This window comes from Lacinutrix sp. MEBiC02595, assembly GCF_053601555.1.
Window position 1 is genome coordinate 647,447 of the sequence record NZ_JBSHNU010000243.1, and the last position, 23,515, is coordinate 670,961.

The window sequence follows — 23,515 nt, forward strand, 5'->3', positions numbered from 1 at the left end:
AATTTTAATTACCAGTTTGTTGATTGGCTTCATCAATCATTGTTTGATTAGGCAAAATAGCCACATTTACACGTCTGTTTTTTGCTCTACCTTCTGCAGTTGCATTGTCGTGCATTGGTTGTGATTCCCCAAACCAATTGGTTGTAAAACGACCATAACTTAAGCCTTGACTCGTTAAATAATTAGTCACTGCATTCGCTCTATTTTTAGAAAGTGTCATATTGTAGTCTTCATTACCAGCGCTATCTGTGTGGCCTACTACTAATATGTTTGTGTTAGGATACTCTTTAAAAATACCTACTAGTTTGTTTAAAGTTTCTTGGGAAGCAGTATTAATATTGTATTTTTCTGTAGCGAAATAAACACCGCTGTTTTCATCAAAAGTAACGACAATACCATCGTCAATACGTTCTACTGTTGCTCCTGGGATTTCTTCTTCAATTTTTTGAGCTTGCTTATCCATTTTGTTTCCAATAAGAACACCAGCGCCACCACCAACAACGCCGCCAATAACCGCACCTAGTTCTCCATTGCCTCCTTTTCCTATGTTGTTTCCAAGAATGGCACCTAAAAGAGCGCCACCTGTAGCTCCAATAACAGCACCTTTTTGTTTGTTGTTTGCATTTTCAACCGATTTACAATTACTTAAGCTAATTGCTAAAAGCATTGTGAAAAGTATTATTCCTGTTTTTTTTATAGTATTTTTCATAGGGTTTTAAAGTTTTGAAAAGTTAATAGTTATTGTAAACGGTTTTCCTTCTAGAGCTACCGTTTGTTTCCACTGCATCTGCGTATCCGACAATGCAGTTAGGTTTAATCGGAAGCCAGTATTTGTTTCCGATTTGTTTTTTTCGTTTGTAGGTTTTAGTAAGAAATCATATAAACCAGTTAGTTCATCAATTTCTTTAATAGTAAATACAAAGTTTCTTACTCCTTCTGTACATTCGGTACTATTTACAGTGTAGGTTCCAGTATTGTTATTCGGAATGAAATTCCATGTACTACCTTCAAAGCATTCTTTTGAAGCGTCGCCCAATAGTTTGACATTAAAAGTTCCTATTTCGCTGTACGTAATGTTATCTATTACCCAATCGCCTTTGATTACTTTTTTGGATTGTCTAACCGTTTTCGTTGTGCCACAAGAAACGAGGCAAACGGTTAATAAGCATAGTATTAAATGTTTCATAAATTAGTTTTAAGTTTTTTTTCAATATAAATTTTATACTAGATAGGGAATGACATTATCCAATAAAATGATAACGCATACCATAATTTAAGTACTAGTAAAGGTACGAGATACGCGGTGTGAATAGATTTTTGAACCCTTAGTTTTGGCTAAAATTTAACTAAAATAAATGTGTATATAAGTCCGTAGTAAAACAAACAGTAGTACTGCTATTCTTGAGGAAGTATTTGTAGATGCAGGTATTAAATAAGAGGTGACTTTTTTGAAGTATGCGGCGCTCTTTGATTAGATGGTAATAATTTGTTTTATAGAAATTGGGTTAGGGATTAACCGGTAGGAAATATATAATAAAAAAACCTCGAAGTTCTATACTACGAGGTTTTTATTAATATGGGTTTACTATGCTTTTTGAAATTGCATATTAACCGTATATCGTTTGTTTTTAACATACACAACGTAATTCCATTGCATCGAATCGTTGGAAAGCTCTGTTATTTTAATTCTGTAATCTTGCGCTTTTCCAGCTTTATTCTCTGCATTTAAAACGATATGAGAATACCCTGTTTTTTCTTCGGTTTTAAGAAATCGATACGAAATTTTACGCTTGCCAATAGTACAATAAAGGTCATTTATTGCATAGGTGCCAACCGAGTCTTTTGAATTAAAATACCAACGACTATCTTTAAAACAAAGGTTTGTTGCATCATTAAAGAGAATTGTCTTGTCATACATGTTGGGTTCTACAAAAGATACTTTTGTGAGTAACCAACTATCGGAAAGACTAAACGTTGCTATCTTTTTTTTAGGTATTGCAGTTTTACAGGATATAACAAATAAAAGAATAGAGAGCAGGATTAAATTTTTCATTTTAACGTTTTTATAATTTTTAAAATGAAGTATTAGTTTCTAAATTTTGTAAACGTATATATTTTATTGGTCTTATTGTATGAACCCCATATGGTTATGTCTTGGTATTTGAAGATCGTTTGAAGTGCGTTTTCTTTTCCGCTTTTATTTACAATAAATGTATCAATTTTATCAAAACTATTTACAGGGATATCACCAGAAGTGTGATTGAAATTTTGGTCTAAAACACTTAATATTCGTGTAGATTTTGTTGTAAGATACGATTGGAATGCGGTAGAAAGCAAACCGCCAACTATTGCGCCTAATGCACCTCCAGTCATTGCGCCAACCATTGCTAAATTTCCTGAAGAAACGTCTTTGCTAGCACCAAGAGTTAAAACATAATTGTCATTTATCTTATAGGCTATAATACCTACATTAGAATACACTATTTTGCGTAAAAACTTTGACGTTTTTTCTAATTCTCTATACGTATCAAATTCTCCGCCTTCTTGAATGATTGGTGTGTTTTTAAAAGAGATAGGTTCTCCTTTGTTAATTACGAACTCTTTTTGTAGTGTGTTTGTTTTTAAGTTATAAATAGCGAGGTTTAACTTTTCTGTTGTTGCGTATACTCTAAAAAAATAATCATCTAGTATATAGGAGTTTGTATTTGCTCCTGTTTGCTTTTTAATAAAGTCTTGGTTTTCTAATACTGTTAGTTTGTGCGCGTGTTCTTTAATATTGAAATCAACAATAAATGTATTCTTATTAAAAAGATTATTTGTTAATCGTAATGTGTTTTCATTTAAATATAATTTGGTTTTAGCCGAAGTAGTTTCTAAAGAATTGGGCGAGTTGTTCGTGATATATGCAATGGTTTTTTGCTCTGAGCCTTGAAAGATTAAATCGTGAAATTTTTTACTAAGTCCATTGTCGTTTTCGAAAATTTCATTGGAAAAATCGGCAACTTGAGATTTAGCTTTTCCATGTATATTAAAAGTATATAGTTTTAATATGGACGATTTTTTTAAGGAAGTCACTAGGAATAAACCACCTTCGTGATTCACAAATTGAATTACTTTTTCTTTTTTAGGAAGCTCAAAGTTATTATTAGTGAGAGCACTTTCTGTTTGAAAATTAATTTGAATGCTCCCTAATTTGTTTCCATTAGAATTGGTGAAAAACAGATTGTAAATTTTATTATCTGAAGTAACTTCACCAATAAAAATATCCGATTTATCGGGAAGCGTATCGACTGCAAATGTGTTTGTTAGTTCTTGCTTATTGTTAAACAAATAGCATAATAAACCAGATCTTGTTTTATAAAAAAGTGCTAAATCACCAGTTTTAGTGTTTGTAATAGGGATAACTTCTTTTATCCTTTCTTCAGATAACGGATTATTAATTACTAATTCTAGCCAATTTTCTTGTGCAATGGACGTAATCGATACGCTAAGTAAATAAAAGAATAAAAGAATTTTTTTCATCTTAACTAATATGTAACCCATTGCTAACATTTGCATCATCGGGATTTACAAATACCAATTTACCATCGGGCGTTTCGGTCATTAAAATCATTCCCTGACTTTCTACACCACGTAATGCTCTAGGAGCAAGGTTTACTAAAACAGTTACTTTTTTACCAACAACTTCTTCTGCTGTAAAGCTTTCTGCAATACCAGAAACGATGGTTCTTACATCAATTCCTGTGTCTACTTTAAGTACTAAAAGCTTTTTTGCTTTTGGCATTTTTTCGGCTTCTAAAATAGTACCAACACGAATATCTAATTTTGTAAAATCTTCAAAATCTATCGTTTCTTTTTGTGGTTCTACCACTGCATTTGCTATTTCATTAGCTTTTTTGCTAGCTTCTAATTTGTCTAATTGTTTCTGAATTTCTTCATCTTCAATTTTGGAGAAAAGTAATTCTGCTTTTCCTATTTTATGTCCAGCTGGAAGTAAGATTTCTTTGGTAGAAACTTCATCCCAAGACGTTTCATTTTCACTAGATGTGCTATTAAGTATTCCTTTTAATTTTGTGGAAGTAAACGGTAAAAATGGTTCGCTTAATGTCGCTAAAGCGGAAGCTATTTGCAGTGCAACATACATAATCGTTTTTGTGCGTGCTTCGTCTAATTTAATAACCTTCCAAGGTTCTTCGTCTGCTAAATATTTGTTTCCTAATCGAGCAAGATTCATTAATTCTTGTCCTGCTTCTCTAAATCGATATCTTTCAATAGAGCTAGAAATTACATTTGGATATGCTTTAATTGCAGCAAGTGTTTCTTGGTCTATTTCTGAAAAATCAGCTGGTTCTGGAACAATTCCTTCGTAATATTTATTCGTTAAAACAACTACGCGGTTAATAAAGTTTCCAAAAATGGCCACTAATTCGTTATTGTTTCTCGCTTGAAAATCTTTCCAAGTAAAATCGTTATCCTTACTTTCTGGAGCGTTTGCGGTTAATGCATAACGCAATACGTCTTGCTGATTCGGGAAATCTTCTAAATATTCTGGTAACCAAACCGCCCAATTTTTAGAAGTAGAAAGCTTTTTACCCTCTAGATTTAAAAACTCGTTTGCTGGTACATTATCTGGTAAAATATAAGAACCTTCCGCTTTTAGCATTGCTGGAAAAATAATACAATGAAATACAATATTGTCTTTACCTATAAAATGGACTAATTTAGTGTCTTTGTCTTTCCAATATGGTTCCCAATCTTTACCAACTCGTGCTGCCCATTCTTTGGTAGACGAGATGTATCCAATTGGAGCATCAAACCAAACGTAAAGTACTTTTCCTTCTGCTCCTTCAAGAGGTACAGGAATTCCCCAATCTAAATCTCTGGTTACTGCTCGCGGACGTAAACCATCATCAATCCATGATTTTACTTGTCCGTAAACATTCGGTTTCCAATCCTTTTTATGTCCTTTTAGAATCCATTCTCTTAAAAACTCTTCATGTTTGTTTAAAGGTAAAAACCAGTGTTTGGTTTGTTTTAAACTTGGTACATTTCCTGTGATTGCCGATTTTGGGTTTATTAAATCGGTTGCATTATGACTAGTTCCGCAGTTTTCACATTGGTCGCCATAACTTTCTTCAAATCCACATTTCGGACAAGTACCAACTACAAATCGATCTGCTAAAAACTGATTAGCTTCCGCATCGTATAATTGCTCTGTGATTTCTTCAACAAATTCATTTTTGTCATACAAAGTTGTGAAAAATTCAGATGCTGTATCGTGATGAATCTTCGCAGTAGTACGTGAGTAGTTATCGAAAGTAATTCCGAAGTCTTCAAAAGATTGCTTAATAATAGCGTGGTATTTATCTACAATGTCTTGTGGCGTTACGCCTTCTTTTTTCGCTTTAATAGTAATAGGAACTCCATGTTCATCGCTTCCACAAATAAAAGCAACATCGTTTCCTGTTAAACGCATAAAACGCGCATAAATATCTGCGGGCACATAAACACCAGCTAAATGACCAATATGAATTGGACCGTTAGTATATGGTAAAGCAGCAGTAATAGTATATCTTTTTGACATTGTAAATTTCTTTTTGAAGCCACAAAAGTACGCTTTTTAAGAGGGATTTAGAAAAAAAATGTACATTTACATTATGACTAGAAAAGGAATCTTTTTACAATTGTTTTGTGTGTTTTTATTCTTCGGAATGGTATCACTTACCGCACAAAATGGAAGCATTAAAAACACTACGAATTTGATACAACCAGATTATTTAAAAGCAGGAGATACTGTTGCTATTGTTGCACCTTCGGGAATACTTAAAAACAGAATTGGTGAAGTGGAACAAGCAAAGGCTTTACTTAAAAGTTGGGGTTTGCATGTGGTTGTTGGAAAACACGTTTTTAGTAAAGACAATCACTTTGCAGGAACCGATGCAGAACGTTGTGAAGATTTTCAGAAAGCATTAGACGACCCAACAATTAGTGCTATTTGGAGTGCGCGAGGCGGTTATGGAACGGTACGGATTTTAGATAAATTAGACTATACTACGTTTAAGGAAAATCCGAAATGGATTATTGGATATAGCGATATTACAGCACTACACAACCAAGTGCATAACGAAGGATTTCAATCTTTGCATGCATTAATGTGTGTAAGTTTAACGAAAGATTTAGGCGATATAAAAGAAAGTGTGGCTACTTTTAAAGATGCACTTTTTGGGAAGCCGATTGCATATACTTTAAAAGGTTCTTCCTATAATAAAACAGGAACGGTTACTGCTCCAGTTGTAGGTGGAAACTTGACCATTTTACACACTATGTTAGGTTCTAATACGAGTATCGATACTACGGATAAAATTTTATTTATTGAAGAAATCGGTGAATACAAATACCATATTGATAGAATGCTGCAAAGTTTAAAACGTGCTGGTTATTTTGAAAACTGTAAAGGCGTTATGGTTGGAGATATGAGTAAGATGCGGAAGAATACAACTCCTTGGGGAACTTCGGTTGAGCAACTTATTTTAGATGTTTTAGCGGAATATGATTTCCCTGTCGTTTTTAATGTTCCTGCTGGTCATGAAAAGGATAACCGCGCATTGATTTTGGGTAGAAATGCTACGATAACTGTAGGGAAAGATAAAAGTACGGTTGTTTTTGAAGAGTAAAAATTTGTTATCCGGAAGTAGATTTAGGATGCCTTTTTAATATGGATTCCGCATCTAGTGCGGAATGACAGAAAAATGAAATAATAGGAATAGGAAGAAGGATGAGATTTCTGCCTGTATAATAATAAATTAGAGGAGGTTCCCACTTTCGTGAAATTAAATTTAGCTGGCTTGAAGAGATTCCTGCCTGTATAATAATAAATTAGAAGAGATTCCCACTTTCGTGGGAAGTGAACATGGCACAACATAACGAACTTGGTGAAAAAGGAGAACAGCTTGCAGTAGATTTTCTATTGCAAAACGGGTATGCAATTATGGAACGCAATTACCGATTTCAAAAAGCCGAAGTAGATATTATTGCCAGGCAAAAAGATACACTTGCTATTGTAGAAGTAAAAACCAGATCTACTATCGATTTTGGGAATCCGCAAGATTTTTTAAAACCGAAACAAATACAGCGAATAGTTAAAGCAGTGGACCATTATGTAACCACTAATAAACTAGATGTGGAAGTGCGTTTTGATATTATAGCTATCGTTAAAACCAGAAACAAATTTGAAATAGAGCATTTAGAAAATGCTTTTTATCATTTCTAAATACTACGGAAATGAAACTTCTTTTCATCCTTTAGGTATACGAAATAAGAATAGTAGCAACCTTTTGCAAATCGGTTTCGCTAATCTCCGTTTTAGGAGCTAATGGAAATGCTTGTTGTCGAGGTCTGCTAATAAATGCAGCTCTCCAGTCAGCCCAAAGTGCGCCAGCAACATCCCAACCATGTGCAGCAATAAGCATACATTCTTCTGGTTTTACGTTCATTTTATGGGCTGCCCAATCATAAACATCGGTAAAAGGCTTGAATTTACCAACAGACTCAATACTTAATAATGCATCAAAATAAGGTGTTAAACCTACGTTTTCAAATTTGTTTTTTAAGCTTTCTGTGTCCGAATTAGTAAGTGCTACCAAAGTATATCCTTCCTTTTTTAATACTGCTAAGGCATCCTTAACTTCTGGATGCGGCGGTAAATTCTGCATGGCATTTGCAACAATTTTTCTTGCTTCATCTTCAGAAATTAGAATATCATTATTTGCAGCCACCATTTGCAGAGCAGCAGCACCAATATGACCAAAAGGTTTGTATTGTCCGCTTGCGGAAACCACTAACGAATATTGTAACATCGTTGTAAACCATAAAGATAGCAAGTCCTCTTTTCCGCCTAAAGCGGCTCCAACCTGTTTTTTCATAGCGGTGAGATCTAAAAGGGTTTCGTTTACATCAAAGAATAATACTTTAGGTTTGGTTTTCATTTTATGAAGATATGTAATATTTTACTTTCGGTTTACTCTAGAAGCATCAAGAACTAATTTGCTAATGCAATTTTATTAATGGTAAATTCCATTTCAGAAATATCTGCAGTTACCTCATTAATCCTAGAGTTGGTGAAATATAGATAACCATCGTATATGCTAAAGGTATCTGCCCATTTTATGGTGTCACCTTCCACTAAAGTATGTATACTACCATCTGGTTTGCGATACTTGATTTTGTTATGTTCTAAATCGGCATAATATAAGTTTCCGTTTTCGTCAAAAATCATTCCGTCGGGTGCAGCCGTTTTAGCTTCCAAAGTTACTGCGTTTTCAATATCTTTCTCATTGTCTAAAGTCAGTGCTTTTGTGGGGATGCTGTATAAACTATATCCTGAAAGTGCGTGATAATATAGCTTATCGTTCTTGGTATCTAAAGCAATTCCATCGGAATTTACAGTATTTGTCCATTTCTTATTTTCAAAAGTTAAAAAATCTACTTCTGCTGCTGTGGAAGAATGGTTGTCTAAAACTCTAGTGAACTTTTCCGTTTTTAAATCTAAAATGACTAATCCAGAATTACCAGAATCTGTGAAGTAGATTTTGTTATTCTTTTTGTCAAGACGTAAATCGTTTATGTAAGAATTAGGATGATAAGCGTCTTTGTTCAAAATATAAGTATGCTCTAGTTTTTTGGTGTTTATATCAAAAACAAAAATTCTAGGTGCATCTACAACTTCTTGAAAAAGGGGACTTCTAGTATCTAAAACATAGATAAGGTGGTCATAAACAACTACCGATTGTACCCCAACAAATTTATTGATTTCTATTTTGTCTCCTATTTTCCAAGAGTTCCATGCTTCATTTGGAAAAGGAGCGTTTGTACCATTTGTAATTTCTGCTACAGCATTTTTAACGCCTTTTCTCCATCTTGGAAAGTTTACAAAAATACGACCTGCATTACTTATCGAAATTCCGGTTACTTGCTGCCCTTTAAAAGCAGTTATTTGTGTCACTTTTGGAGTTTCGTTTTGCACCGTAACAGGTGTGGTTTCCACTTTATTTTCTGTTTTTTCTTTACAAGAAAGCAGTAAAACAGAAAGGATAAGGATGTAGCTGAAATTTTTCATTGTTTTGTTTTTCTTAATAAAAATACATTATTTTAACTTGTGTAAAGCAGATACTATTTCTGAAGGTTCCGCACGCGCTGTATAATCTGCATCTAAAAAAGCATACGTAATAATTCCGTTAATATCAATAACATAAGTGGCAGCTAAAGGTAAGGTATTACTAGTATCTCCATTTACCTTGTTTAAACCAAAACCAGCGTTGTACATAGAAGCGACGTCTTCTGTTAATGTGTAAACTACACCATATTCTTTTGCAATAGTGTTTCCTACATCACTTAAAACGGTGAATTCTAAATTGTTTTTTTCGGAAGTACTCAAGGAATTATCCGGTAATTCTGGAGTTAAAGCTAAAAGTGTAGCGCCTTCGTTCTTAAATTCAGGTAATTTTTCTTGTAAAGCGTGCAATGTGATATTGCAATACGGACACCAACCACCTCGATACCATGTTAAAACTACTGGTCCGTTTTTAAGTGCATCGCATAATGTAACCGCTTCGTTTAAGGCGTTTTTTAAAGTGAAATTGGGTGCTTTGTCACCAACATTTAAGGCAGTATCTAGTACGCCAGATTTAGCAACACTTGCAATGCCGTCGGCATATATTTGTTTCTTTTCGTCGGTAAATTTGGCAGCACCAGCTTGACGTACTTTATCTAATAAAACGTCTAATTCTCCAGTGTTTTTATTGTTGTCCATGGGTTGTGTTTTAAACAATGGGTTGTATTAAACCGATTGTTGTTCTTTAATTAATTCGGTTAAAACTTGTTTAAAAGTGTCTACAGGTTGTGCTCCTGTAACGGCACTTTTACGATTAAAAACAATAGTTGGTACAGAGTTTACACCCATGTTTTTCCAATAGTCTTGTTTCGTTCTTACTTCTAAACGTGCTTCTTCAATATCTAATTTGGTTAAAGCTTCGTCAGCAGGAAGACCAACACTTAAAAGCACTTCTTTTAAAACATCTTTTTTAGACACATCTTTTCTATCGCTAAAAAAAGCTGTAGTCAATGCCATTTTTAGTTCGGTTTGTTTTCCGAAGTCTTTAGCATATTCTAATAAAACGTGCGCGTCAAAAGTGTTCACCATACGCATTTCATCAAAATAATCGAATTTAAAACCTAATTCTGCACCAGCTTCCGTCATCATTTGCTTCGATTGGTTTTGTTGCTCTGTAGTAGAACCATATTTTTCTGTAATATGCTCATTTACATTTTGACCTTCAGCTGGCATATTCGGGTTTAACTCAAATGGTTGCCATTCTATTTCAATTTGATCTTGAACACCAAGTTCTTGGATTGCTTTTTCCAAACGTTTGTAACCAATGGTACACCATGGACACACCACATCGGAAACGATATCTATTTTTAATTTATTTGCCATAACTTTGTTTTTTAATTGAATTTTATATTGATTTCTATTACGCTAATCTATTTGCTGATTAGATTAATGTTTAGAAAGTCGTTTTCCTTTTGTTGATCTTCTGTGATTTTATCTTTTGACACAAGATTTAAAACCATAGAATTAACGATTCTACTTTTGCTTAAATCCTCCTTAATAATTAAAGCTTTATGAAACAAACCTAAAGTACCGACATTAGCTTTTGGACTGCTGTTATTAAGTATAACAATAGAATAATGATCATTATCTACAGATTTTATTTTTGAAATGAAAGGTTGTAATACATCCTCTTTCTCTTTAAAAACAGGCGTAAATTTATTAAAATAATCTTCAGGCGTTTTAAATGCTTTATTCGCATAAGCATGATAATCTGCCAAATGCAATTCACTTTTAATGGCACTAGGTTCGTAACCCAACATTAAAATAGATTGGTCTGCAGCATTGTCTACATGAAAAGGTGTGTTTACCTGCTGATCAAAACGTACAAGCCAATGATAGCTTAGTTTTTTGTTGAATTTTGAAACACTAAGTTTTGATAGTTCTTTTTTTAGATCTATCATAATAGACCTAAATTGATAAGGTGTTATTTCTTTTTTACTGAAAACTAAGTGCATAAAGCCATGTGCTTTCGTAGTAGTTCTAAAAACTGTTTGGAAGCTCTTGTTTGCTATATGTGTTATAGTTTCCTCTTTAATTTTCATTAATACACCGTTTGGGTTTCTGTTTTAAAAGGTAACCAATTCACTAATTTGAAGTTCTCCTTTTACATTGCTATAGTTTTTTATATCTGCTGCAAAGGTTTCGGCATGAGGTCCAAAAGACTCTTGAAAAGCGGCTACACTATCAAATTTTAAATGTGCGATGGCAACATAAGGAGCAGGTTCACCAGGAACTCTGCTAGCCAATCCTAAATCTAATTCTAAACCTTTTAAAGCGCTACCAAGAGCATCTACGATCATTGGTAAATGTTTTGTTTTATAATATGTTGCATCAAACTGTACATCTTTGCCGTTTGGATACATTACGGATACTTTTATCATAATTTTTTTTTATAAAATTAATAAACCTTCCTCAAAAAAAGAGGAAGGCTTACAGCTATTAATCTGCAGTTTTAGGGACTACATTTTTATTTTTTCCAAGCAAATTTTTGGAAAGCTTCATCTACAGGTGTGTTTGCGATGTGGTTTGTGTAATTACTAATTACTTTTTGAGATAATCCTAAAATAATCTCTAATACTTGTTGCTCGCCATATCCAGCTGTGTAAAATGCTTCTAAATCTTCTTGAGATACGTTACCACGATTACGTGTTATAGATAATGTTAACGTGCGTAATGCCTCTAATTTTGCATCTGCTAGAGGAGTTTCATCACGTAAAGCATTAATAATAGCATCATCAACTTTCATCATTTTAGCGATACCTGTATGTGCAGGTACACAGTAATGGCAAGCGTGCTCTACGTTAATTGTTTGCCATACTACAGTAAGCTCATCATTATTAAAAGATGTTTCTGTAAATAATTGGTGTAAATCTTGGTATGCCTTCAATAATTGAGGTGAGGCAGCTAATACACCGTGTAAACCAGGGATCATTCCGTAAGCTTTTTGAGAATCTTCTAATAATGGTTTTGCTTCAGCTGGAGCAGACTCGATATTGTGAATTTTTAAAGTTGTCATAATTTTTATTTTTTATGTATTGTAAATGTTAATTTTATCTAAACGTTCGTTTAGTTATTGTTTAAAAAAAAAGTTTTAAATATTTTCGAAAGTCATTTCTATATAATCTTCCATTTCTTGTTTTGTGTTTACTCTAGATGCTGCTGCTAAACCATGTTTTGCTAATAATAAATAATTCGCTTGTTTTGCTATCGTTTGCGCATCTTTTGTAGCATCCATTTGTAATTTTTCTATAATGATGGATTTTAAATTATCCATAAATGTATTCATTTGTAAAGTGATACATTCATCTTCTTTTTCAGAAAACTCGTTATACGTATTGGTTACAAAACAACCTTTTATTTCGTCGGTTTTAAAATTGGAACTTACAGAATCATAAAAGAATTGTTTTATATCTGCAACACCATTTGTTCCGTTTTTTAGCTTTTGTAAAATAGCACTTACTTTAGACTTATAAAGATTTAAGCTTTCTAAAAACAAACCATGTTTGTTGCCAAAACTAGAATATATAGAGAACTTGTTAATGCCCATTTCTTTTTCAAGCATGTGCATCGATGTAGTTTCATAGCCATTTTTCCAGAAAAGGTGCATCGCTTTTTCTACTACTTCTTGTTCTTTATATTGTTTCTTTCTGGCCATGTTTGCTTTCCGTGAAAACGGAAGTGTTTTCTAATTACACGACAAAACTAACCAATCGTTTAGTAATAAAAAAACGTTTTAACTTTTATTTATAGTTTGCTTGAAAAGGAATGTTTTAGTTTTGCACTTTGATACCTATAAGGATGCCTTTATAATTTGTAGAGACCAATAAGATATTCATGAATAACGAGGAAAATAAATCTAAAAAAAGAAAGCTGCCGTGGCCAACTAAAGATGCCATGGAACAGGTTTATGAAAGGAATCTTTGGGGAAGTAATTCTTCTGATTTTTATTCTGGTGTAGGATCGCATGATGCGAATATTGTAAATCCGTATATAGATGTTATAACTTCCTTTTTAACCTCTTTTAAATCGCCGCTTGTGGTTTGCGATTTAGGCTGTGGCGATTTTAATGTAGGCAAAGAATTGGTGAAGCATACCAAAAAGTATATTGCTGTGGATATTGTTTCCGATCTTATAAAACATAATAAAAAAGAATTTACAGCAGATCATTTAGAGTTCCATTGTTTGGATATTGCAGTCGACGATTTGCCTTCTGGAGACTGTGTTTTATTACGACAAGTATTACAGCATCTCTCGAATGCTGAGGTGCAAAAAATACTATATAAGTTAAGTGAATTTAAATATGTGATTATAACAGAACATGTACCGGAAGGTGATTTTATTCCTAATGCAGCTATTATTTCCGGGCAAGGAATCCGGCTAAAAAAACAAAGTGGTTTAGATGTGTTATCTGCTCCATTTCATTTTAAAGTACAAGAAGAAAAACAAGTATTGTCTGTTGTTTTAAACGATAATAAAGGCATTATTTTAACGACCATTTATAAAGTTTAGAAACTTAAAGATCCCTTTATTTCTCTTAGGAAATTCCGTTTCCTTGTATTCAAAATTATTGAGCCATTTTATTTGGTTGGTAGTAAAACCATCATAACATTCTAAAGGAATTATTTCGTATGCTTTTAAGGTTATAAAAAAACGTTCTAACCCACCAAAAGGATAGTTTCCTGTAGAGAATCTTACTATTCCGTATTTTTCATTATGCTTTTCTAGACTGTCCAAATCTACTTCAAATCCGCATTCTAAATAATTAAAAATGGAAATCGGATCAAACTCGCCTAGATATCCCGATTTTTCATTGTCATATTGTAAATAGCTTTCTAGAAAATCATTTGCATAATTAGGAATTTTCTCGTGATATCTATGAAATTCTGGTTTTTGGTCTAAATAATCATTTAGTTCTTTTACTGCCTCATCCATCTCCTCTTCATTTTTCATACTATCCCAATCCATTTCTGGTGCGCTTTCATCGTCTTGAAAATTAAAACCAGGTTCTCTAGTTTTAACCATATGCGCATATAATTTTTGAAAATCTAAATATTTAGAAGCGTTCTGGATATTAAATTTGATGTAAAGCATGTAACTGTTACTGATTTTTCAGGAAACTAAGATAGTAAAATAGGAAGGCATTAAATAGTTAGAATTTTAATGAAAATATTTCTTCCTGAAATGTATTGGTGTTTCTCCGGTTTTAGCTTTAAAAAATTTTGAAAAATAGGCGTAATCCGAAAACTCTAATGTATTTGCAACATTGGCTAAATTATTATTGGAGTGCACGATCAGTCTTTTAGATTCTAGTACTATTCTTTCCGAAATTAGCTGACTTGTGGTTTTATTTATGGTTTGCCTTACTACTCTATTGAGGTGCTTTGTTGTTATATTTAATTTATCAGCATAAAATTTTGGTAGTTTCTCGGTATAGAAATGCGTGTTTATCGCAGTTTCTAAGTTTTCTAGTAATATAGAATAGCTGGGAGAAACAAGCTTTTCTATATTTATATCTGCTGTGTATGCTCGTGTTAATTCTATATAAATACTATTTATAAGGTTTACTATTTTTAGCTCTTTTAAAAGATTGTCTTGTTGGTATTCGGTATAGGCCTCTTGAAATTTTAATTGTAATTCCTGTCTTTTTTCTGGAGGTACTTCTAATAAAGGCGGGTTTTGATAAGAATAAAAAAAAGGAAACGAATGTAGCGTATGATCTAAAAACTTCATGTCGTAAAATGCTTGCGAATGGAAAAAGATATAGCCTTCTGGTTTTGTATCAAATTTCCAGAAATGTGTTTGCCCAGGTTTTAAAAAGAAAACTTTCCCTGGGTTTATAGTATAAGAATTAAAATCAATTTCATGTGTTCCAGTTCCTTCCGTAAAGAGAACACAGAGATAGAAATTATGGCTGTGTGGTTTGTTAATTAAGTTCTTGTTCCTTTCTATATGGCTAGAAAAAGAATTGATATACAAATCTTTTAATGGCTTTGATTTTTGAAACTCATCAATTTTTAAAACGGGTATCTTCATAGTAAATGTCCTAAAAGTACAAAAAATGGCGATTATTCTATAGGATTATTAAGGTTTTATTCTTCTAATTTTGTGGTATCATTAATTTATAGATTATGAGCGTAGTTTTAAATGCATTAAATTGTAAATGTCCCAATTGTAAAAAAGGAAATATCTTTAATAATAGAGGTAGTTTGTTATTGTTTAAGATCCCGAAAATGAGCGCTAGGTGTAGCGAATGTGATTTTAAATTTGAAAGAGAACCAGGTTTCTTTTTTGGGGCTATGTTTGTGAGTTATGCGCTTGCTGTAGCGCAAATGATAGCAAGCCTTATTGTGTTTTGGTCTTTTATTGATTTGTCTCCAATACGCGTATTTTTGATTATTACTTTAATCGCCTTTTTACTGGGTGCTGTTAATTATAGAATTTCAAGATCTATTTGGATCTATATGTTTTATTAGTCCAAATTGAATATTTCGTAAGTATATTTTAAAGAAAAAGGGAAGCTACATAATCTTATGCAGTTTCCCTTTTTTTAATTTAAATTATATATTCTCGACAATTTCCAGTGTATTAGATGCTTTCCACAAATTTCAAAAATACTTTTTTGTGCAATTCTAAATCCAGATTTGGAGAAAGTGATGCGCGTACAATATAATCTTTATCGCCTTCTTTGGTTGTTCCTTGCGTTGAGGTTGCAGGAATAGTCCAATAACATCCTTTTAATTGTCCGTAGCTAACACAGAATTTACTCTCATCAGGAATCTCTGTAATCATTAAATTAATTAATCTTAAATTCAATGCTCTTTTATAGGTTTCTCTTTCTTCATCGGTATTTCCTTTGGTAGGAAGATCTAATGAAAAAACGGAAGGTGTAAAGCCTTGTTCTGCTAATTCGGAAGAAACAAAATTGATTTTTGATCCAGGTAATGCTTCATGAATAAAGTTTACAAACGCTCTCGTGTTTTTATATGCATCCGTGATTCTCTGATTCATAGAAGGCATTTGCTTCGCTAATATTTCATATTGAAAATCGGTAGCCTCATTATCACAAAGCGTTAGATGCATTTCAATTTTTTCCATTAAAGCAATAGTTCTTTCATTTCCTACGCAATACCCAGCAGTACATTTTCCGCCACTAGGGAATTTAGATCCGCTAGCAAATGAAATAGTTCGAACCGTTGCAAGGATGTCGTCTTCGCCTAAAAAGTGCACATTCGGACAAAAAGTTTGATCTAAAATAAACACTGGGTCGATTGCAATTTCTCCTGCTGCTGTTTTACGTTCTTTAGTTAAAGCTTCTTTTAGCTGTATAAGATCTGGAACTTCAACTCTTGGGTTTGTAGGAATTTCGGCAATGATTAAAGGAACAGCATCTTGCGCAGCAATTTGCGTTAATACGGTATCAATACTTTGCACCATATCATTATCACCATCGACTAATAAATCCACTATTTCTACATTATCAATACAAGCAGCAACACGTCTTGCTTGGTCATTGGTACCACCATAACAATTTGGAGGAACAATAATTTTGATCGCTTTTCCTTTGTGGTTTTCTAATGCATCATGCACTAATCCCATTAAAATGGCATACTGAATCGATAATCCGCTAGAAGCAACTAAAGGTTTTGTATTGGTATTCGTGATTTTATTAATAGCATTTAGAACGCTTGTTTTGTTTGCTGTGTTCTTTGGTTTGTTTTCTACGGAAGACTTCGTTACTAGTGATTTTAATGCAGTAAGCGAATTGTCTGGAGTCATTGCAATGGTCTCTCTTCGTCGTACATGTTGAATATCGGAAATGTAACTTTCGTTTTCTTCGCCATTTATTATTAGAATACTTCCTAAGTGATTTTGAAGACGAATAAAAAAGTCTATCTCTGGATTAATATCTAGAGCATTCCATGTATCTTGTTTAGAAAGGAAAATAGTACTACCATTAAACTCCGGAATATCTTTGGAGCTATCTACTTTCTTCAACTCAAAAGTATAGCCATAAACACGTTGTATTACTTCTGCATCAAAAAAGGCAGGTAATGTATCGGTATATAGAATTTGAGTCTTTTTATTATCTAATAGATTTTTTCTTAGAATTGCTAAAACAGGAACTGTTTGCGAAGAAAAACTAATTACACTTTCTGGTTTTAGTCCTTGTTCGTTGGCAATTGCCCATTCTAAGACACAAGATAAAGGATGACCTAAACGAATATAATCATATGCGGTAGGTAATTCATTTAGTGCGGATTTTGTAGCGTTGTTGTTTTTAAATAAGGTTTCAAACTGATCTAAAAATTGCGTTTTCGCTAATTCTTCGTTATAAATATCTAGTCGATGGGTGGTTAGATTTAGCCAAGCAGTTGGCATATTTTCTAATACTTCTTTAATATATATTAGTGTTTTGTTTGCTTCCATAATGTTCCCTTTTAAATAGGTTGCAAAGGTACGTTAATTAGATTTTTTCTGGCGTCTTGTAGTGCGTTTTGTCTAACTTGTTTTTTCGAATAGAGTTGTCTTTTCTAGGTCTTGATTTTGTGAATAAAACAGAATAGAAATTCTGTGATTGTTTTATAGAAATAGACTAGAAGCTAACAATTAGTAAATCCAATAATGGTGGTAGTTAATTTATAGGTTGCTATACAACTGCATTACTTCGGATGCATTTAGAGCAGCATTATAAATACGAACTTCGTCTATAGTTCCTTTAAAGGTGTCACCGGGTAGGCCTAATCTAGAACCAATTATTAAAGGTTCTGCATTTGTGTTTGTTTCCCCGTTAATACTTTGAGACCCTTGAAGCGTTCCGTTAACATATAACAACATCTCCGAATCTTTTAAAACGCCAGTTATCAAATACCATGCATTAGTTTGGTAGCCTTGTTTTCTAACTTGATTTATTGTTTCCCCATTTTCTGTAGTTATTGTAAATACAATGTCGCCAGTTTGTGATAAAGAAATGTCATAAGGCAAAGTGCCTGAACCATTTACAATAGCTCCTTTTTTAATAATTCCTTGCGTTTTTATTTCCTGAGGATTAACAAGTGCAGAAATTGTAAATGCATCGGATAAGTTAAATACGGCATGGTGATCGATTTTTATTACATCATCCACACCATTAAAAAGGAAAGCGCTGTTTTCTACAGCATTCATATCTGAAGTCAAAATAGCACCTTCAACCGTTCCATTATGGTCGAAATTTACTTCGTTTAGAGAGTTCCCGTTAAAAGGATAGTAAGCAATTAGGTTTTCAGAGTGCGCATCGGTGATTGCTAAATCATCCTTGTCATCCTTAGTACAAGAGTTTAGTGTTATAAGTAGTAGTCCAAAAAGTAAGAAATAGTTTTTCATCGTGGTAGGTTTATCTATACTTACAAGGACGTAACAATTATTATACCACTTCACTATTTTTTTTGTTAGGCTGTTGTTAAATTATAAGATGTAGTATTGTGGTTGCGAACTTGGTTAAGTAAAAAATATGCGATAAAATAGTTGAAGATTTTATAGTTTGTTTTTTCAGAAATGATTTAAATATTATTCATCTTCGTTCTCCATTTCTTCTTTCTCTAAAACAATAGGATGGTCTTTATAAAACGTTTCTAAAGCAGTAAAGTCATCTGGTTTTGCTAGGATGTTTTTATCCGCATCTAGAATAAAGTAGGTTGGTGTTGCAGAAACACCGTAAGCATTACCTATCGAGTTGTCCCATTTACCTTCGCCATATACATGAACGAATTCTGGGAAATCATAGGTTTTGTCCTTCCATCTATAAATATCATTTTCTAAAGCAACCGCAATGATTTTTAATTTACCTTCTTCTAAAGTTTTAGAGTATGCATGTAGCTTTGGTAATTCTTCTAAACAATGCGAACAAGTACTGCTCCAAAAAACTACAACATATTGTGCTGCTTCTTTATAATCATACAGTTTAGTAAGTGCTACTTTTTTGTCTTTTGTGATTTCTAAAGTAAAGTTGGAAGCGCGCTCACCAATAGATGTATTTTTATAAACGGTAAGTTTTTCTATTAAAGTGTTATCTCTCTTAGCTTTTGCTATTGGCAATAAATAAAGGTCTGCAATATAGTTTGCAACTTCCTCTTTTTTAGTATCTGCAAACTGATTAAAAAGTACTTCTGTAATAATCTCTTTAATGGTAGGATTATCTCCAATTGCTGCGATAACTGCATCTACATTGTTTTTGTAACCAAGATTTTCGTCTATCGGATTTGTAAACGTAAACACATAATTTAAAACGGTTTCAATTAAAAAACTAGAGCTTTGTAAAGTGGCATCGCTAAAATCTATATTACTAAAATAATTAGCTTTTAAGTTTTTGGAGAACGTCTGCGCATCTTCCATTTCTGATGGAATATATGGCTTACTAGCTTTTATAAAATGGGAAGCTAACATACCTTTGGAAGCTTTTTCAAATTCGTTTTGAGTTTCGGCTAATACATCAAAAGCTTTACGGAATTCCTTTTTACTTTCTTTATTACTAGAGTAATATGTATTTATGTTTTTGCTAACCGTTTGTAAACTTTCTGTATAAGCGCCTAATAATTTGTTTTCTTGAGATGTTATGTATTTTACGCCTTCGTCTAAATTAAAAGTTAGTTCTATATCTTCTTTTGCATTATAAATAAGGTCAAAATTATACTCGTCTTGCGGTAAAGCATAAACGATTCGATACATCCCTTTTGTAACGGTAGTATCTAGTTTGAATTGAAAATTACCAATGCTATCGATTTCTGCGTTATTTACATAAAGCGAAGTCGTTGGGGTTACTTTATAAAGTATGGCGAATTTAAACTCGTCTGCAGGAGTGAATGTTCCTTTAATAGTATGTTGTGCTAATAGAATGCTTGGTAAAAAAGCGATTAAAAATAATAATCTTTTAGTCATTGTAATTGGTTTTTTATTCTAATTCAAAGGTTATGCCAAAATAGGTTTTAAAGCGTTTAATGCTTTGTCCACAGTGTTTATTCTATCAAAAGTAAGTAATAGTCTTAAGCCCGATCTGGTTTGTTTTTCTTTCATTTTACATGCTAGCGGATTTGCTTGTATGTATTTCAAAACTTTGGTGAAGCCTGGACTTTGGTAAAAAGCACTTTGTTGATCGTTGATAAAATAACCAACGAGCTTGCCTTTTTTCATTATGATTTTTTCTAAACCTAATTTGGTTGCTATCCATTTTATTCTAACCGAATTGAACAAGTCTACAACCTGTGTTGGTAGTTCTCCAAACCTGTCTATAAGTTGGGTTTCAAAAACGGTAAGTTCTTCTTCGGTTTTAATATTATTTAATTGCGTGTACAGATTTAATCTTTCGGTAATATTGTTGACATAATCGTCAGGGAATAGTAGTGAGAAATCACTATCAATAGTAATATCTTTTACAAATTCTTTCTCTTTTCCGTCGTCTTCGTATAAATCTTTAAACTCGTTTTCTTTAAGTTCTTCAATAGCTTCATTTAATATTTTCTGGTAGGTATCAAAACCAATATCATTAATGAAACCACTTTGTTCTCCACCAAGTAAATCTCCAGCACCACGAATTTCTAAATCTTTCATGGCGATGTTAAATCCGCTACCAAGTTCTGTAAATTGTTCGAGAGCAGTAATCCGTTTTCGGGCATCATTAGTCATTGCAGAATATTCTGGTGTTATAAAATAACAGAATGCTTTTTTGTTCGATCTACCAACACGACCACGCATTTGGTGTAAATCACTAAGTCCGAAATTATTCGCATTATTAATAAAAATAGTATTTGCATTAGGAACATCTAATCCGCTTTCTACAATGGTGGTACTTACTAAAACATCGAAGTCCCCATTCATAAAAGAAAGCATTAATTGCTCTAGTTTTTTACCGTCTAATTGCCCATGACCAATACCTATTTTTGCATCTGGAACCAGGCGTTGAATCATTCCTGCAACTTCTTTGATGTTTTCTATTCTATTATGAATGAAGAAAATTTGTCCTCCACGTTGAATTTCATAACTAACTGCATCACGAATTGTTTCTTCGCTAAAGCGGATCACGTTACTTTCTATAGGATAACGATTTGGAGGTGCAGTGGTAATTACCGACATATCTCTTGCTGCCATTAAGCTAAACTGAAGCGTTCTTGGTATTGGAGTTGCTGTTAAAGTCAACACGTCTACATTGTCTTTTAACGTTTTTAGTTTTTCTTTTACAGCGACACCAAATTTTTGTTCTTCGTCTACAATAAGTAATCCTAGATCTTTAAATTTTACATTTTTATTTACTAGTTGGTGTGTGCCAATAATAATATCTACATGTCCTTTTTCTAGTTTTTCTAGGGTTTCGCGTTTTTCTTTTGCAGTTCTAAAACGGTTGAGGTAATCTACAGTAACCGGAAATTCTTTTAAACGTGCTGCAAAGGTTCTAGAATGTTGGTATGCTAAAACGGTTGTTGGTACTAAAACGGCAACTTGTTTTCCGTTATCTACGGCTTTAAAAGCAGCACGAATTGCTACTTCGGTTTTACCAAAACCTACGTCACCACAAATTAGTCGGTCCATTGGTCTCTCGCTTTCCATATCCAATTTAATGTCTGCAGTTGCAGTACTTTGGTCTGGCGTGTCTTCGTAAATAAAAGAAGCTTCTAACTCGTGTTGTAAGTAAGAATCGGGTTTGTATTGATAGCCTTTTTCTAGTTTTCGTTTTGCGTAGACTTTAATAAGATTAAACGCAATTTCTTTAACTCTAGATTTTGTTTTCTGCTTTAAAACTTTCCAAGCTTTACTACCCAGTTTATAGACTTTTGGTGGTTTCCCATCTTTCCCATTGAACTTGGTGATTTTGTGTAAAGAGTGAATGCTTAGATATAAGATATCCCGTTCGCCATACACTAATTTAATAGCTTCTTGTTTTTTGCCTTCGACATCAATTTTTTGAAGTCCGCCAAACTTACCAATACCATGATCTATATGTGTAACATAATCGCCAATATCTAGATTTGTAAGTTCTTTTAAGGTTATAGATTGCTTTTTAGCGTACCCATTTTTTAAATGGAATTTATGGTAACGTTCAAATATTTGATGATCGGTATAACAAATGATTTTATTGTCGTGATCTACAAAACCCTGAAACAGAGAAAGTACTATAGTTTTATAGCTAACATCCTGTTCTACGTCTTCAAAAATATCATGAAATCGTTTTGCTTGTTGCTCACTTACGCAAGCGATATAATTGGTAAAACCTTTATTATGATTGCTATTCAGGTTTTCAATAAGTAAGTCGAAATTTTTATTGAAAGCAGGTTGTGGTGTTGTTTTGAATTCTATAGGTTGAGATGTCTCGACTGCGTTCGACATGACAGATGTGCTTCCAAATTCTACGATATTAAAATCTAGAAATTGTTTTTTTAGTAAAGTTGCATTACAGAATAATTCTTTTGGTTCGGCATGTTTTATATCTTTGGAAAGATTCTCAAATGCTTCTACTGCTTTTTCGTAGAGCGAATCTACTCTAGCGAATGTTAAGTCTGCATTTTTGGTAAATATTACTGTTTTTTGTGCAATATATTTTAAGAAACTTTGTCTGCTTTCTTCTAAAAATTTATTAGCAACATTTGGTATGATGCTTATTTTTTTAATCTGTTCGGTAGAGAGTTGTGTTTCTACATCGAAGGTACGAATACTATCTACTTCGTCGCCAAAAAACTCAATTCTATAGGGCTCATCATGACTAAAGGAAAATACATCTACAATTCCTCCACGAACCGAAAACTCACCAGGTTCGGTTACAAAATCTACCCGTTTGAATTTATATTCGAATAGCATTTCGTTTACAAAATCTATGGAGAGATTGTCATTTACAGAAACCTTTAATGTATTTTTTTCTAGCTCACGACGGGTGACTACTTTTTCGAATAGTGCATCTGGATACGTAACAATTATTGCCGGTTTTTTACGCGAATTTATTCGGTTTAATACTTCGGAACGAAGCAAGACATTGGCATTATCTGTTTCCTCAATTTGATAAGGTCTTCTATAACTTCCTGGGTAGAAGAGTACATCTTTACTGTTTAGTAATTGTTCTAAATCGTTGAGGTAAAAAGCTGCTTCTTCTTTATCGTTAAAAATAAGCAAGAATGGTTTGTCCGCTTGTTTAAAGGTTTGCGAAATTAGGAACGAAAGCGAAGAACCAATAAGTCCTTTAATATGTGTTTTTGTTTCGGTTTTGGCAATAGCAGTTTGCAGTTTTTGCGATTGCGAAGACTGTGCGTAGGTTTGCGAGAGAAGTGTTTTACTCACGTATTTTAGTTTTATGTAAAGATAGTATTTACATTTTTTTTGTCATGAATAGCG

General features: G+C 33.1%; 23 protein-coding genes. 4 read left to right on the top strand and 19 right to left on the bottom strand.

Annotated features, from left to right (window positions below):
- Positions 1 to 4: 4 nt before the first annotated feature.
- The 5 genes from ACVCZW_RS16510 to metG form a co-directional block, all read right to left on the bottom strand.
- Positions 5 to 709, bottom strand: a complete 705-nt coding sequence (locus tag ACVCZW_RS16510) for an OmpA family protein (RefSeq protein WP_452230791.1) — start codon at positions 707 to 709, stop codon at positions 5 to 7.
- A gap of 6 nt (positions 710 to 715) precedes the next feature.
- A complete protein-coding gene (locus ACVCZW_RS16515; protein ID WP_452230792.1) occupies positions 716 to 1,186 on the bottom strand; it encodes a lipocalin family protein in 471 nt (156 codons plus the stop codon).
- Between the two features lie 399 nt (positions 1,187 to 1,585).
- Entirely contained in the window at positions 1,586 to 2,053 is a 468-nt protein-coding gene (locus ACVCZW_RS16520; protein WP_452232940.1) for a hypothetical protein, read from the bottom strand.
- A gap of 32 nt (positions 2,054 to 2,085) precedes the next feature.
- On the bottom strand, positions 2,086 to 3,522 hold the full coding sequence (locus ACVCZW_RS16525) for a hypothetical protein (protein ID WP_452232941.1): 1,437 nt from the start codon (positions 3,520 to 3,522) through the stop codon (positions 2,086 to 2,088).
- A gap of 1 nt (position 3,523) precedes the next feature.
- A complete protein-coding gene (gene metG, locus ACVCZW_RS16530; protein WP_452230795.1) occupies positions 3,524 to 5,584 on the bottom strand; it encodes a methionine--tRNA ligase in 2,061 nt (686 codons plus the stop codon).
- Positions 5,585 to 5,642: 58 nt separating this feature from the next.
- Here metG and ACVCZW_RS16535 point away from each other — a divergent pair, with 58 nt between their 5' ends.
- Together ACVCZW_RS16535 and ACVCZW_RS16540 are read left to right on the top strand one after the other, a co-directional pair.
- Positions 5,643 to 6,674 (top strand): S66 peptidase family protein, encoded by a 1,032-nt coding sequence (locus ACVCZW_RS16535; protein WP_452232942.1) that lies wholly within the window; start codon positions 5,643 to 5,645, stop codon positions 6,672 to 6,674.
- A 236-nt stretch (positions 6,675 to 6,910) separates the two neighbouring features.
- Positions 6,911 to 7,270 carry a YraN family protein gene (locus ACVCZW_RS16540; protein WP_452230797.1) on the top strand — a complete coding sequence of 120 codons (360 nt, stop codon included), beginning with the start codon at positions 6,911 to 6,913 and terminating at the stop codon, positions 7,268 to 7,270.
- A 31-nt stretch (positions 7,271 to 7,301) separates the two neighbouring features.
- On the opposite strand, the gene ACVCZW_RS16545 is transcribed toward ACVCZW_RS16540, so the two are convergent.
- From ACVCZW_RS16545 to ACVCZW_RS16580, 8 genes are all read right to left on the bottom strand, one after another.
- Positions 7,302 to 7,985 carry a haloacid dehalogenase type II gene (locus ACVCZW_RS16545; protein WP_452232943.1) on the bottom strand — a complete coding sequence of 228 codons (684 nt, stop codon included), beginning with the start codon at positions 7,983 to 7,985 and terminating at the stop codon, positions 7,302 to 7,304.
- A gap of 53 nt (positions 7,986 to 8,038) precedes the next feature.
- Complete coding sequence (locus ACVCZW_RS16550; protein ID WP_452232944.1) at positions 8,039 to 9,115, bottom strand: L-dopachrome tautomerase-related protein; 1,077 nt, start codon at positions 9,113 to 9,115, stop codon at positions 8,039 to 8,041.
- Between the two features lie 27 nt (positions 9,116 to 9,142).
- Entirely contained in the window at positions 9,143 to 9,808 is a 666-nt protein-coding gene (locus ACVCZW_RS16555) for a peroxiredoxin-like family protein (RefSeq protein WP_452232945.1), read from the bottom strand.
- 27 nt (positions 9,809 to 9,835) lie between these two features.
- On the bottom strand, positions 9,836 to 10,492 hold the full coding sequence (locus ACVCZW_RS16560) for a DsbA family oxidoreductase (RefSeq protein ID WP_452232946.1): 657 nt from the start codon (positions 10,490 to 10,492) through the stop codon (positions 9,836 to 9,838).
- Positions 10,493 to 10,539: 47 nt separating this feature from the next.
- Entirely contained in the window at positions 10,540 to 11,211 is a 672-nt protein-coding gene (locus tag ACVCZW_RS16565) for a hypothetical protein (RefSeq protein ID WP_452232947.1), read from the bottom strand.
- A 24-nt stretch (positions 11,212 to 11,235) separates the two neighbouring features.
- A complete protein-coding gene (locus ACVCZW_RS16570) occupies positions 11,236 to 11,550 on the bottom strand; it encodes an EthD family reductase (protein ID WP_452232948.1) in 315 nt (104 codons plus the stop codon).
- 86 nt (positions 11,551 to 11,636) lie between these two features.
- Positions 11,637 to 12,185 carry a carboxymuconolactone decarboxylase family protein gene (locus ACVCZW_RS16575; protein ID WP_452232949.1) on the bottom strand — a complete coding sequence of 183 codons (549 nt, stop codon included), beginning with the start codon at positions 12,183 to 12,185 and terminating at the stop codon, positions 11,637 to 11,639.
- 75 nt (positions 12,186 to 12,260) lie between these two features.
- On the bottom strand, positions 12,261 to 12,824 hold the full coding sequence (locus ACVCZW_RS16580; RefSeq protein ID WP_452232950.1) for a TetR/AcrR family transcriptional regulator: 564 nt from the start codon (positions 12,822 to 12,824) through the stop codon (positions 12,261 to 12,263).
- Between the two features lie 179 nt (positions 12,825 to 13,003).
- Here ACVCZW_RS16580 and ACVCZW_RS16585 point away from each other — a divergent pair, with 179 nt between their 5' ends.
- Positions 13,004 to 13,678: a methyltransferase gene (locus ACVCZW_RS16585; RefSeq protein WP_452232951.1), complete on the top strand. Its 675-nt coding sequence runs from the start codon at positions 13,004 to 13,006 to the stop codon at positions 13,676 to 13,678.
- On the opposite strand, the gene ACVCZW_RS16590 is transcribed toward ACVCZW_RS16585, so the two are convergent.
- Both ACVCZW_RS16590 and ACVCZW_RS16595 read right to left on the bottom strand, forming a co-directional pair.
- The gene (locus tag ACVCZW_RS16590) at positions 13,655 to 14,260 is read right to left on the bottom strand and encodes a hypothetical protein (RefSeq protein WP_452232952.1); all 606 of its coding nucleotides are present in this window, start codon (positions 14,258 to 14,260) and stop codon (positions 13,655 to 13,657) included. The two genes, ACVCZW_RS16585 and ACVCZW_RS16590, sit on opposite strands and share 24 nt — an antisense overlap.
- A 66-nt stretch (positions 14,261 to 14,326) precedes the next feature.
- Positions 14,327 to 15,202, bottom strand: a complete 876-nt coding sequence (locus ACVCZW_RS16595; RefSeq protein WP_452232953.1) for a helix-turn-helix domain-containing protein — start codon at positions 15,200 to 15,202, stop codon at positions 14,327 to 14,329.
- Positions 15,203 to 15,297: 95 nt separating this feature from the next.
- On the opposite strand from ACVCZW_RS16595, the gene ACVCZW_RS16600 reads away from it, so the two are divergent.
- A complete protein-coding gene (locus tag ACVCZW_RS16600) occupies positions 15,298 to 15,642 on the top strand; it encodes a DUF983 domain-containing protein (RefSeq protein WP_452230809.1) in 345 nt (114 codons plus the stop codon).
- 112 nt (positions 15,643 to 15,754) lie between these two features.
- Here ACVCZW_RS16600 and ACVCZW_RS16605 read toward each other — a convergent pair whose 3' ends face one another.
- From ACVCZW_RS16605 to mfd, 4 genes are all read right to left on the bottom strand, one after another.
- Complete coding sequence (locus ACVCZW_RS16605; protein WP_452232954.1) at positions 15,755 to 17,596, bottom strand: cystathionine beta-synthase; 1,842 nt, start codon at positions 17,594 to 17,596, stop codon at positions 15,755 to 15,757.
- A gap of 210 nt (positions 17,597 to 17,806) precedes the next feature.
- Positions 17,807 to 18,529: a LamG domain-containing protein gene (locus ACVCZW_RS16610; RefSeq protein WP_452232955.1), complete on the bottom strand. Its 723-nt coding sequence runs from the start codon at positions 18,527 to 18,529 to the stop codon at positions 17,807 to 17,809.
- Between the two features lie 183 nt (positions 18,530 to 18,712).
- The gene (locus ACVCZW_RS16615) at positions 18,713 to 20,080 is read right to left on the bottom strand and encodes a TlpA family protein disulfide reductase (protein ID WP_452230812.1); all 1,368 of its coding nucleotides are present in this window, start codon (positions 20,078 to 20,080) and stop codon (positions 18,713 to 18,715) included.
- 30 nt (positions 20,081 to 20,110) lie between these two features.
- A complete protein-coding gene (mfd, locus tag ACVCZW_RS16620; RefSeq protein WP_452232956.1) occupies positions 20,111 to 23,461 on the bottom strand; it encodes a transcription-repair coupling factor in 3,351 nt (1,116 codons plus the stop codon).
- Positions 23,462 to 23,515 lie beyond the last annotated feature (54 nt).

Coding starts and splice junctions, on each gene's coding strand:
- ACVCZW_RS16540 (WP_452230797.1), top strand. CDS start 6,911: ATGGCACAACATAACGAACTTGGTGAAAAAGGAGAACAGCTTGCAGTA.
- ACVCZW_RS16570 (WP_452232948.1), bottom strand. CDS start 11,550: ATGATAAAAGTATCCGTAATGTATCCAAACGGCAAAGATGTACAGTTT.
- ACVCZW_RS16580 (WP_452232950.1), bottom strand. CDS start 12,824: ATGGCCAGAAAGAAACAATATAAAGAACAAGAAGTAGTAGAAAAAGCG.
- ACVCZW_RS16525 (WP_452232941.1), bottom strand. CDS start 3,522: ATGAAAAAAATTCTTTTATTCTTTTATTTACTTAGCGTATCGATTACG.
- ACVCZW_RS16595 (WP_452232953.1), bottom strand. CDS start 15,202: ATGAAGATACCCGTTTTAAAAATTGATGAGTTTCAAAAATCAAAGCCA.
- ACVCZW_RS16515 (WP_452230792.1), bottom strand. CDS start 1,186: ATGAAACATTTAATACTATGCTTATTAACCGTTTGCCTCGTTTCTTGT.
- ACVCZW_RS16535 (WP_452232942.1), top strand. CDS start 5,643: ATGTACATTTACATTATGACTAGAAAAGGAATCTTTTTACAATTGTTT.
- ACVCZW_RS16575 (WP_452232949.1), bottom strand. CDS start 12,185: ATGACAACTTTAAAAATTCACAATATCGAGTCTGCTCCAGCTGAAGCA.
- ACVCZW_RS16520 (WP_452232940.1), bottom strand. CDS start 2,053: ATGAAAAATTTAATCCTGCTCTCTATTCTTTTATTTGTTATATCCTGT.
- ACVCZW_RS16610 (WP_452232955.1), bottom strand. CDS start 18,529: ATGAAAAACTATTTCTTACTTTTTGGACTACTACTTATAACACTAAAC.
- ACVCZW_RS16585 (WP_452232951.1), top strand. CDS start 13,004: ATGAATAACGAGGAAAATAAATCTAAAAAAAGAAAGCTGCCGTGGCCA.
- ACVCZW_RS16550 (WP_452232944.1), bottom strand. CDS start 9,115: ATGAAAAATTTCAGCTACATCCTTATCCTTTCTGTTTTACTGCTTTCT.
- metG (WP_452230795.1), bottom strand. CDS start 5,584: ATGTCAAAAAGATATACTATTACTGCTGCTTTACCATATACTAACGGT.
- ACVCZW_RS16545 (WP_452232943.1), bottom strand. CDS start 7,985: ATGAAAACCAAACCTAAAGTATTATTCTTTGATGTAAACGAAACCCTT.
- ACVCZW_RS16605 (WP_452232954.1), bottom strand. CDS start 17,596: ATGGAAGCAAACAAAACACTAATATATATTAAAGAAGTATTAGAAAAT.
- ACVCZW_RS16600 (WP_452230809.1), top strand. CDS start 15,298: ATGAGCGTAGTTTTAAATGCATTAAATTGTAAATGTCCCAATTGTAAA.
- ACVCZW_RS16590 (WP_452232952.1), bottom strand. CDS start 14,260: ATGCTTTACATCAAATTTAATATCCAGAACGCTTCTAAATATTTAGAT.
- ACVCZW_RS16560 (WP_452232946.1), bottom strand. CDS start 10,492: ATGGCAAATAAATTAAAAATAGATATCGTTTCCGATGTGGTGTGTCCA.
- ACVCZW_RS16510 (WP_452230791.1), bottom strand. CDS start 709: ATGAAAAATACTATAAAAAAAACAGGAATAATACTTTTCACAATGCTT.
- ACVCZW_RS16615 (WP_452230812.1), bottom strand. CDS start 20,080: ATGACTAAAAGATTATTATTTTTAATCGCTTTTTTACCAAGCATTCTA.
- ACVCZW_RS16555 (WP_452232945.1), bottom strand. CDS start 9,808: ATGGACAACAATAAAAACACTGGAGAATTAGACGTTTTATTAGATAAA.
- ACVCZW_RS16565 (WP_452232947.1), bottom strand. CDS start 11,211: ATGAAAATTAAAGAGGAAACTATAACACATATAGCAAACAAGAGCTTC.